The sequence below is a fragment of the Anaeromyxobacter sp. PSR-1 genome (assembly GCF_000964525.1).
Classification (GTDB): Bacteria; Myxococcota; Myxococcia; order Myxococcales; family Anaeromyxobacteraceae; genus Anaeromyxobacter.
Window position 1 is genome coordinate 1 of sequence record NZ_BAZG01000203.1, and the last position, 7589, is coordinate 7589.

At 76.1% G+C, this 7589-nt stretch carries 5 protein-coding genes and 1 pseudogene; all 6 read left to right on the forward strand.

Features of this window, described 5'->3' with window-relative positions; translation table 11 throughout:
* Positions 1-78 precede the first annotated feature (78 nt).
* Positions 79-1182 (forward strand): glycosyltransferase family protein, encoded by a 1104-nt coding sequence (locus tag PSR1_RS20080; protein ID WP_059439178.1) that lies wholly within the window; start codon positions 79-81, stop codon positions 1180-1182.
* Positions 1179-1640 (forward strand): 23S rRNA (pseudouridine(1915)-N(3))-methyltransferase RlmH, encoded by a 462-nt coding sequence (rlmH, locus tag PSR1_RS20085; protein WP_059439179.1) that lies wholly within the window; start codon positions 1179-1181, stop codon positions 1638-1640. Before PSR1_RS20080 ends, rlmH begins: the two co-directional genes overlap by 4 nt.
* A gap of 111 nt (positions 1641-1751) precedes the next feature.
* Positions 1752-4325, forward strand: coding sequence for a S8 family serine peptidase (locus PSR1_RS20090; RefSeq protein ID WP_059439180.1), 2574 nt, complete (start codon positions 1752-1754; stop codon positions 4323-4325).
* A 123-nt stretch (positions 4326-4448) separates the two neighbouring features.
* The gene (gpmI, locus tag PSR1_RS20095; RefSeq protein WP_059439182.1) at positions 4449-5999 is read left to right on the forward strand and encodes a 2,3-bisphosphoglycerate-independent phosphoglycerate mutase; all 1551 of its coding nucleotides are present in this window, start codon (positions 4449-4451) and stop codon (positions 5997-5999) included.
* A 73-nt stretch (positions 6000-6072) separates the two neighbouring features.
* On the forward strand, positions 6073-6759 hold the full coding sequence (locus PSR1_RS20100) for a ComF family protein (protein ID WP_059439181.1): 687 nt from the start codon (positions 6073-6075) through the stop codon (positions 6757-6759).
* A 365-nt stretch (positions 6760-7124) separates the two neighbouring features.
* Positions 7125-7589: pseudogene (locus PSR1_RS24705) on the forward strand (hypothetical protein); the annotation flags it as partial.

A 7589-nucleotide genomic window follows, 5' to 3' on the forward strand; every position in this document is an offset into this window, starting at 1 on the left:
ACGCGGACCCCGCCCCGGCGCCGCCCCGCGCGATCGCGCCGGACGGCGGCCGGCGCGGCGAGGGGCTACACTGCTCGCATGGCGCGCATCCTCTACGGCGTGGCGGGGGAGGGGATGGGGCACGCGGTCCGGTCGCGGGTGGTCATCGACCACCTCGCCCGCACGCACGACGTGCAGGTGGTGGTGTCGGGCCGCGCGCACGACTACCTGAAGGCCCGCGAGCGGGATCACCTGGGCGTGAACCGGATCTGGGGCCTCTCCATCGTCTACGAGGACAACGAGGTCCGGAACTTCCGCACGGTGCTGAGGAACGTGGGCGGCGCGGTGGCGGGCGGGTGGCCGCGCAACGTGAAGGCCTACTTCGACCTCACCGAGTCCTTCCGGCCGGAGGTGGTCGTCTCCGACTTCGAGACCTGGAGCTACCTGTACGCGCGCACCCACGGCCTGCCCTGCGTCTCGGTGGACAACAACCAGGCGGTGAACCGCTGCGATCACCCGCCGGAGATCCTGGCCGGGCACGAGGCCGAGTACCTGGTGGCGAAGGGCGTGGTGAAGGCGAAGCTCCCCGGCTGCTTCCACTACCTCATCGCCACGTTCTTCCAGGCGCCGGTGGCGAAGCCGCGCACCAGCCTGCACCCGCCGGTGCTGCGCCCGGAGATCCTCTCGGCGCGCGCCGAGCCCGGCGCGCACCTGCTCGTCTACCAGACCTCGACCTCCAACGAGGCGCTGCCCGACATCCTGCGCGGCGCCGGCGTAGAGTGCCGGGTGTACGGGCTGCGGCGCGACCTCGCCGCGGACGTGCGCGAGGGCAACGTCGTCCACCGCCCGTTCTCCGAGGCCCGCTTCGTGGAGGACCTGCGCACCGCGCGCGCGGTGATCTCGGGCGGCTCCTTCACGCTGATGAGCGAGGCGGTGTATCTCCACAAGCCCATGCTGGCGATCCCGGTGAAGCGGCAGTTCGAGCAGGTGCTGAACGCGCGCTACCTCGCGGCGCTCGGCTACGGCGCCACCGCCGACGACCTCGACGCGCGCGTGCTCGGCGACTTCCTGGCGCGGCTGCCGGACCTCGAGCGCGGCCTGGCGCGCTACCGGCAGGACGGGAACCGCGAGCTGCTCGCGAAGCTGGACGACGTGCTGGCGCGCGCGCTCGGCGGCGGCGCGCCCGGGGAGCCGCGGGCGTGAAGGTCCGGGTGGTGGCGGTGGGCCGGGATCGCTCCGGCCTGTACGCGCCGGCGGTGGACGAGTACGCGAAGCGGCTCGGCCGCTACCTGCGCTTCGAGCTGGTGGAGGTGCCGGAGGCGCGCAAGCTCGCCGGCACCCCCGGGGCGAAGGGCGAGGAGGGCGCGGCGCTGCTCGCGAAGGTCGCGCCGCGCGAGCGGGTGGTGGTGCTCGACGAGCGCGGCGACGAGCTCACCAGCGTGGCCTTCGCCGAGCGCGTGCGCCGCTGGATGGAGCGCGGCCAGGACGTGGCGCTCCTCATCGGCGGGTCGGACGGGCTCGCGCCGGAGGTGCTGGCGCGGGCCGACGAGCGCCTCGCGGTCTCGCGCTTCACGCTGGCGCACCGGCTGGCGCGGCTGGTGCTCGTCGAGCAGCTCTACCGCGCCATGACGATCCTCCGCGGCGAGCCCTACCACAAGTGAATCCGCCGCGCTGCGCGGGCCGGAAGGCGCCGGGGACCCATGGGTGACGGCGGCGGGCTTGCGCGCCGCCGCCCGCGCTGCGAAAAGGAGCCGACCACCTCGGGAGCCCACATGACGCGCCTCCGCACGCCCGCCGCGCTCGCCCTGTCCCTCGCCGCCCTCGCCTGCGGCGGCGGTGGCGGCTCGCAGCAGCCGCTGCCCACCACGTTCACGCTCTCCGGCCACATCGCGGCCACCGCCGGGCAGGACGTGGACGGCGACGTCGCCGACCCGGTCGCGCCGCGGAGGCCGAACGACTCGGCCGCGCAGGCGCAGCAGCTCGCGCCGGTGACCACGCTGGGCGGGTTCGCCGGCGCCGGCACGGATCCGCAGGACTGGTACAAGGCCGCGCTCGAGGCGGGCCAGACGGTGGTGATGGACGTGGCCGACGCCGCGGCGTCGCTCGAGCTCTGCGTGCTCGCCTCCGACGGCGCCACCGTGGTGGACTGCGCCGCCGCGGGCGCGAACCAGGTCATCCCGGTCGCCGCGGCCGGCCAGTACTACCTGCGCGTCACCGCCGCCTCCGGCAGCTCCAACTACGCGCTCACCCTCGGCATGAACGGCGCCGCGGCGGTCGCCGGCGCGGCGCCGCGCCTCGCGCTGCCGTTCGTCCCCGGGGAGATCGTGGTCCGCTTCCGCGACGACGCGCTCGGGGTGGCCGCCGCCGGCGACCTCCCGCAGCGGGCCGCGGCGCTCGGGCTCACCGCGCTGGCGGGCGCCCGCGGCCGCGCCGCGCTGCTCTCGATGTCCGGCCCCGAGGCCCGCGCGCGCGCGCTCGCCGCGCTCGGCGTCGAGCCGCTCGCGCCGGACGCGCTCGACGCCGGCGCCGACCCGGTGCTGGCCGAGAAGTGGGACACGCTCCGCGCCATCGCCGCGCTGCGCCGCCGGGCCGACGTGGAGAGCGCCGATCCCAACTTCGTGTTCCAGCCGGCGCTGGTCCCGACCGACACGTACTACAAGTACCAGTGGCACTACCCGCTCATCTCGCTGCCGCAGGCCTGGGACCTGACCACCGGCGTGGCGGGCGCGGTGGTGGCGGTGGTGGACACCGGCGTGTTCCTCGCCCACCCCGACCTCTCCGGCCAGCTCGTCACCGGCTACGACTTCATCCGCGATCCCACCATGGCGAACGACGGGAACGGGATCGACCCGAACCCGGACGACCCGGGCGACGCGGCCACCCTCGGCGGCAGCTCCTGGCACGGCACGCACGTGGCGGGCACGGTGGCGGCGGCCGCGGACGGCAAGGGCGTCGTGGGCGTCGCGTGGAACGCGCGGGTGATGCCGCTCCGGGCCCTCGGGGTGGGCGGCGGGACCTCCTACGACATCATGCAGGCGGTGCGCTACGCGGCCGGCCTCGCCAACGACTCCGGCACGGTCCCGGCCACCCGCGCCGCCGTGATCAACCTCAGCCTCGGGTGCCAGGGCTGCTTCTCCTCCACGGAGCAGGCGGTCTACACGTCGGCGCGGAACGCGGGCGTCATCGTGGTCGCCGCGGCGGGCAACGAGGCCTCGTCGGCGCCCGGCTACCCGGCCGCGTACGCGGGCGTGCTCTCGGTGAGCGCGGTGGACATGAAGGGCGCGAAGGCGCCGTACTCGAACACCGGCAGCACGATCGATCTCGCCGCGCCCGGCGGCAACACGGCGGTGGACCTCGACGGCAACGGCTACGCCGACGGCGTCCTCTCCACGCTGGTGAAGGACACCACCGGCACGCGCGAGCCCATCTACGCCTTCTACCAGGGCACCTCCATGGCCGCGCCGCACGTGGCCGGCGTGATGGCGCTCATGAAGTCCGTCTGCCCCCAGCTCGCCCCCGCCACCGTGGATCAGCTCCTGCAGGACAACGGGGGGCAGCTCACCCGCGACCTCGGGACGCCCGGCCGCGATGACACGTTCGGCTGGGGCCTCATCGACGCGCTGAAGGCGGTGCAGGCAGCCGGCGCGACCTGCGGCGCGCCCCTGCCGCCCTCGCTGTCGGTGACCCCGGGCCGGCTCGACTTCGGGCCGGGGGACGGCTCGCTGCAGCTCCAGGCGGCGCAGGTCGGGGACGGCGCGCTCACCGTGACCGCGGTCTCCGACGACGCCGCGTGGCTCACCCTCTCGCCGCCGGCGGCCGCGAGCGGCCTCGGCGCGTACACGGCCACCGTGGACCGGACCGGCCTCGCCGACGGGCGCTACACCGCCCGGATCACCTTCACGCCGTCCTCCGGCGATCCGGTGGTCATCCCGGTGACGCTGCAGGTCGGGGCCGCCGCGGCGGCCGGCGACGTCGGGTACCTCTACGTGCTCCTGGTCCGCGACGGCGTGAGCGGCGTCGAGCTGGTGAAGCAGTGGGACGGGGCCGCCTCGGGCGGCAGCTACGCGTTCCGCCTCGACGGCGTGTCCGCCGGCACCTACTACCTCGTGGCCGGCAGCGACATGAACAACGACGGCTACATCTGCGACGCGGGCGAGGCCTGCGGCGCGTGGCCGACGCTGGGCGTCCTGACCCCGCTCGGCGCGAGCGGACCGCGCTCCGACCTCGACTTCAGCGTCGCGTTCGACCCGGCCGTCGCGCCGGGCGGCGCGGCCGCGGGGCCGCCGGCGGGCCCGCGGGCGTTCGCGCGGCAGCCGGCGCCGAAGGGCGTGGCGGGGCTGCGCTAGCGGCGCCGCGCGCGTCCCCCGGGCCGGGCGGCGTTGCCTCCGGCGCCGCCCGGGCCGATGTTCCTTGAGGCGGAGCGGCCGGATGCCTAACATCTCCGGTCCCAACCAGCCGGAGAGATGCCCGTGCCGAAGACGAAGCCCGTCCTCCTCGTCGTTCTCGACGGCTGGGGGATCCGCGCCACGCGCGAGGCGAACGCGATCGCCATCGCCGGAACCCCGAACATGGACGCGCTCCAGCGCGAGTTCCCGCACGCCGCCCTGGAGACGAGCGGCCTGTCGGTCGGCCTGCCCGAGGGGCAGATGGGCAACTCCGAGGTGGGCCACACCAACCTCGGCGCCGGCCGGATCGTCTACCAGGACCTGGTCCGCATCAACCGCGCCGTCGAGGACGGGAGCTTCTACAAGAACGACGCGCTGCTGCTCGCCTGCCGCCGCGCGCGCGAGGCCGGCGGCGCGCTGCACCTGCTCGGCCTGGTCTCCGACGGCGGCGTCCACAGCCACGTCGAGCACCTCCACGCCTGCCTCGAGCTGGCCCGCCGGGAGGGCGTGGCGCGCGCGTACGTCCACGCGTTCATGGACGGCCGCGACACGCCGCCCAAGTCCGGCCTCGACTACCTCGCCGCGGCGGAGCGACGGATCGCCGCCACCGGCTACGGCAAGGTCGCGACCGTCACCGGCCGCTACTGGGCCATGGACCGCGACAAGCGCTGGGACCGGGTGGCGCAGGCCTACGCGGCCATGGTCTCGGGCGAGGGCTTCAAGGCCGCGTCCGGCACCGCCGCGATGGAGGCCGCCTACGCGCGGGGCGAGACCGACGAGTTCGTGAAGCCCACCGTGGTCGTGAACGGCGACGGGAAGCCGGTCGGCCCGATCCGCGACGGCGACGCGATCCTGTTCTTCAACTTCCGCGCCGACCGCGCCCGCGAGATCACCCGCGCGTTCACGCAGGAGGGCTTCCACGACTTCGAGCGCAAGGCCGTGCCGCGGCTCTCGGCGTACGTGTGCATGACCCAGTACGACGAGACGTTCACGCTCCCGGTCGCGTACGCGCCCCAGGATCTCACCGAGATCTTCCCGGAGATCGTGGCGCGCGCCGGGCTGCGGCAGCTGCGCACCGCCGAGACCGAGAAGTACGCGCACGTGACGTTCTTCTTCAACGGCGGGCGCGAGACCGTCTACCAGAACGAGGACCGGATCCTCGTGCCGAGCCCGCGCGACGTGAAGACGTACGACGAGAAGCCGGAGATGAGCGCGCGCGAGGTCACCGACAAGCTGGTCCAGGCGCTCGGCACCGGGCAGTACGGCTTCGCGCTCGTCAACTACGCCAACCCGGACATGGTCGGCCACACCGGCCTGCTCGACGCGGCGGTGAAGGCGGTGCGGGTGGTGGACGAGTGCGTGGGCCGGCTCTGGCAGGCGGCCCGCAAGCAGGGCATGGCCATGCTCGTCACCGCCGACCACGGCAACTGCGAGATGATGACCGACCCGGTGACCGGCCAGCCGCACACCGCGCACACCCTCAACCCGGTGCCGTTCATCCTGGCCGACCCCGACTTCCGCGGCGCGAAGCTCCGCGAGAAGGGCGTGCTCGCCGACGTGGCGCCCACCGCGCTGCAGGTGATGGGGCTCCCGCAGCCGAAGGAGATGAAGGGCCTCGGCCTCGTGATCCGCTAGCGTCGGCGCGCCGTCCGGCCGGTCCGGGCGGCGCCCCCGCGCGCCCGCCGCCTTCACCCGGAGAGGACCCGAGATGCTCCGCGCCGCCGTCCGCGCCCTGCTCGACCTCGTCTACCCGCCCCGCTGCGCCGCCTGCGGCGAGCCGGTGGCCGAGGAGCCGTTCTGCGGCGTGTGCGCCGGGGCGCTCGAGCCGGTCCCGCCGGGCTGCGCCCGCTGCGGCGCGCCGGGGTCGGGGCCGGCCTGCGGCGCCTGCCTGGCCGCGCCGCCCGCGTTCGACGCGGTCCGGGCCGGCGGGCTGTTCGGCGGCCCGCTCGCCGACGCGGTCCACGCGCTGAAGTACGGCGGCCGCCCCGACCTCGCCCGGCCGCTCGGCGCCTGGCTGGCGGCGCGGGTCGCGCTCCCGCCCGGCGCGGCCGTGGTGTCGGTGCCGCTCGGCCGGGCGCGCCGCATCGAGCGCGGCTACGACCAGGCGGCGCTGCTCGCCGACGCGCTGGCCCGCGCCGCGGGCGCGCGGGGCCGCCGGCTGCGCGGGGCGCTCCGCCGCGCCCGCGAGACGGCGCCGCAGGTCGGCCTGGGCCGGGCCGAGCGCGCCCGCAACGTGGAGGGCGCGTTCCTGGCCGGTCCGGCGGTGGCCGGCCGCGACCTGGTGCTGGTGGACGACGTCGTCACCACCGGCGCGACCGCCGACGCGGCGGCGCGCGCGCTCCGCGCGGCGGGCGCCCGCTCGGTGACGGTGGTGGCGCTGGCCCGGGCGGAGTGAGCGGAGCGGCCCCGGAAGCTGCGGACCGGCGGCGGAACCGGGGTTACACTCGCTCCCCGCATGCTCGCACGCCCCGCCGCCCTGCTCGCGCTCTGCCTCGCCTCGACGGGGCCCGCCCGCGCGCTGTCGCCGCTCCCGCCGCCCACCGGCCTCGACCCGGACGCGGAGCGGGCCGCCGCGGCGGTGGCGGCGCTCGACCGCGAGCGGCGCGGCCCCCGCGGGCCCTCGCCGCGCTCGCCGAGCTGGACGCGCTCGCCGACGACCTGCCCGAGCTCGCCCACGTCGCCGCCGCCTACGCGCGGGCCGCCGATGATCGCGAGGCGCACCCGGAGGTCCGCGCGCTGGCGCGGTTCCGGCTCGCCGAGGTGGAGCGGGCCCGCGGCAACCTGCAGAAGGAGGCGGCCAGCCTGCGGCGCCTGGGCTTCGTCGGGCGCTGGCGGGTGATCGGGCCGTTCGACGACGAGGGGAAGCGCGGCCTCGCCGAGGCGTTCCCGCCCGAGAAGGCGGTGGATCTCGCCGCCCACCACCCGGGCAAGGTGCGCGAGGTGGCCTGGCGCGCGCTGCCGGAGGACGCGGTGGTGGACGGCTTCGTCCACCTGGGCGCGGCGCTGCGCCCGGCGCGCGAGGTGGTGGCGTACGCGCTCGCCGAGATCGAGGCGCCCCGCGAGCTCGAGGCCCGGCTCTGGCTCGGGGCGAGCGGCGCGGCGCGGGTGTGGGTGAACGGCGCGGCCGTGCTCACCGACCCGGACTACCACCCGGCCCGGCTCGACCAGCGCGGGGCGGTCGTGACGCTCCGGCGCGGCGCGAACCGGATCCTGGTGAAGCTCTGC

What these genes read in the sequence shown, in the direction of transcription:
- PSR1_RS20100 (WP_059439181.1), top strand. Translation starts at nt 6,073, where the DNA reads ATGCTCCGCGCCGCCGTCCGCGCCCTGCTCGACCTCGTCTACCCGCCC.
- PSR1_RS20090 (WP_059439180.1), top strand. Translation starts at nt 1,752, where the DNA reads ATGACGCGCCTCCGCACGCCCGCCGCGCTCGCCCTGTCCCTCGCCGCC.
- PSR1_RS20080 (WP_059439178.1), top strand. Translation starts at nt 79, where the DNA reads ATGGCGCGCATCCTCTACGGCGTGGCGGGGGAGGGGATGGGGCACGCG.